Origin of the sequence: Mesorhizobium qingshengii, from assembly GCF_900103325.1 — a bacterium.
GTDB lineage: Bacteria > Pseudomonadota > Alphaproteobacteria > Rhizobiales > Rhizobiaceae > Mesorhizobium > Mesorhizobium qingshengii.
This window is the reverse complement of the sequence record NZ_FMXM01000086.1, coordinates 1-2,098: the sequence shown is the minus strand read 5'-3', so window position 1 is coordinate 2,098 and position 2,098 is coordinate 1. Positions and strand designations below refer to the sequence as shown.

The following is a 2,098-nucleotide window of genomic DNA, read 5'->3' as shown; positions in this document are numbered from 1 at the left end:
TCATTCGTCATTCTCCTGTTCCGGCACTCATGCCGATCTCAGGCAGAAATTCCACTTATCACCCTGTCCAATTTTGCCGAGCCACCTCTGACCTCTGTGCCCCTATTCAGCCGTCGCAACAAAACCTCGTAGTCGTCAGGTTCTCAACAGCTTCCCTGTGATACATCCAATCGCTTATATTGCTGAAAGTGACAACGGATGGATTTCACCTCAACCAAGCGGGTGCGCGGACAATCGAACCGGGCCAGCCTGGAAGATAGCTCACGTTCGGCTCCGATCGCAGGTGTGGCCGCGTTTGAGCGGCAACTGAGCGAAATCGCCAATTCAGGTGGAGGTGGTGGAGCAGTGCCGGCCGGCTCGGCGCCGCAGCCGCCTCAGTTTGTGAAAAGGCTCAGTAAGCGCCCTCTTCACGCCGTGGATTCTGAGTCTATTTCGGCCCTCGAGGCTGCCCTCATTAAGGGCAATGCCGCCGAGTACACCGCCAGCACCTATGTAGGTGTTCTTCGCGGCTTTGGCCGCTGGCTCTTCGCAAACAACAAAGATCCCATTAAGGATCGGCTAGATCTCGAGTCGCTGACCGATGATGCGCGCGAGTTCGTTGGAAAGGGTGATCCCAAGACACTCGTTACGGCAATTGATCATCTCCGGACCTCGCAATCGACGGGGGGCGTCGTGCCGATCGCAGCCCGCGCTGAGTTGATTCCTCACCCCGAGGATGTGGCCCTGATACATGAGTACAAAAACGAAGTGGCGACAAAGACCGGCAGTACGTATGCAGGTTCTCTTAGGAGCTTCAGTGACTACCTACGTCAAAACAACAAGAAGGGAATTGCTGGTCGACTTTCCGACGGGTTGTTGAATGGAGATGTCAAGGGCTATAAGGAGGACGCTGGTGGTAATCGAAATATCGCTTACGCACTGGCTTGTCTCCGAAAATCGCAGGCTGGGGTTAAAGCGATTGAGCGCGCGCGCCACATGTTTGGGGTGATGGCCGAACAGGGCGTGTCGTGTTCGGCGCCGCAGCAGACTCAGTCAGCTCGGCTGGGCAGAAACCAGCCCCTTTATCTCGAGGACACAACTCTTATTTCGGCGCTTGGCGCGGCCCTCATCAAGGGCAACGCCGCCAAGCGCACCGCCAGCAACGACATAAGTTCTCTTCTCAGCTTTGGCCGCTGGCTCTTCGCAAACAACAAACCTCCTATTAAGGATCGGCTCGATTGCGAGTCGCTGACCGATAATGCGTCCGAGTTCATCGGAAAGGGTGACCTCGCGAGGCTCCTTAGGGCAATACGCCATCTCCGGACCGCGCAGTCTACCGGCGGGATCGTGCCGATCGCAGGCCGCGCTGAGTTGGCTCCGCATCCGGAAGACGCGGCTCTCATCAACCAGTACAAAGACGAAGCCCAGACAAATACCGGCAGAAGCAATGCAACGGTTCTCAGGAGCTTCAGTGACTACCTGCATCAAAACAACAAGAAGGGCATTGCTGGTCGGCTGTCCGGCAAGGCGTTGGATGGAGATGTCAAGAGCTACAAGGAGGACGCCGGCGGTGGTCCAAGGATCGGTTCCGCACTGACTGACCTCCGAAAATCGCAGGCCGGCGTTAGAGCGATGGAGCTCGAGCGCCGGGTTCCCCTCGTTCCTATTCCCGCGGACGCGGCACTGATGGAGCCGAGGCGGGCCGGCGAGGCGATTGCGCAGCACAGCGCGTCGCAGGAAGCTGTTAGTTGGCCAAAGGAGCTTCGGACACGGCAGGATAATCAACCAGCCCCGTCATTTTTCATCGCTCCAGGGAAGTTGCCCGCTGGACCGGATAGCCTTAACAATATCGCGGCGGGCGCTTTCGGAGCAGCCGACGCTCGGCACGCTGGGGATCAGGCTGCCGCCCGGCCGTTGTTAGCGCTTAGCGAACAGCAGATTCGCCGCTCGCCTGGCGCGCCTGACAGGGGCAACCTCCTACCGACCGATTGGGTCATCATCAACAATGAACATTCCACAGCGCTGTTGAGGCCAGCGAAGCGGCAGAGGAAACTGAATGCGCCGCCAGCCGTCGCCATTCAGCTGCAGCTGAACGGGATCGCTAATTCAGGCGGTTGCA

Annotated in this window: 1 pseudogene; it reads left to right on the top strand. The window is 58.2% G+C overall.

Annotation, left to right across the window (positions count from 1 at the left end):
* Positions 1-198: 198 nt before the first annotated feature.
* Positions 199-2,098, top strand: a pseudogene (locus BLS48_RS34400) (hypothetical protein); the annotation flags it as partial.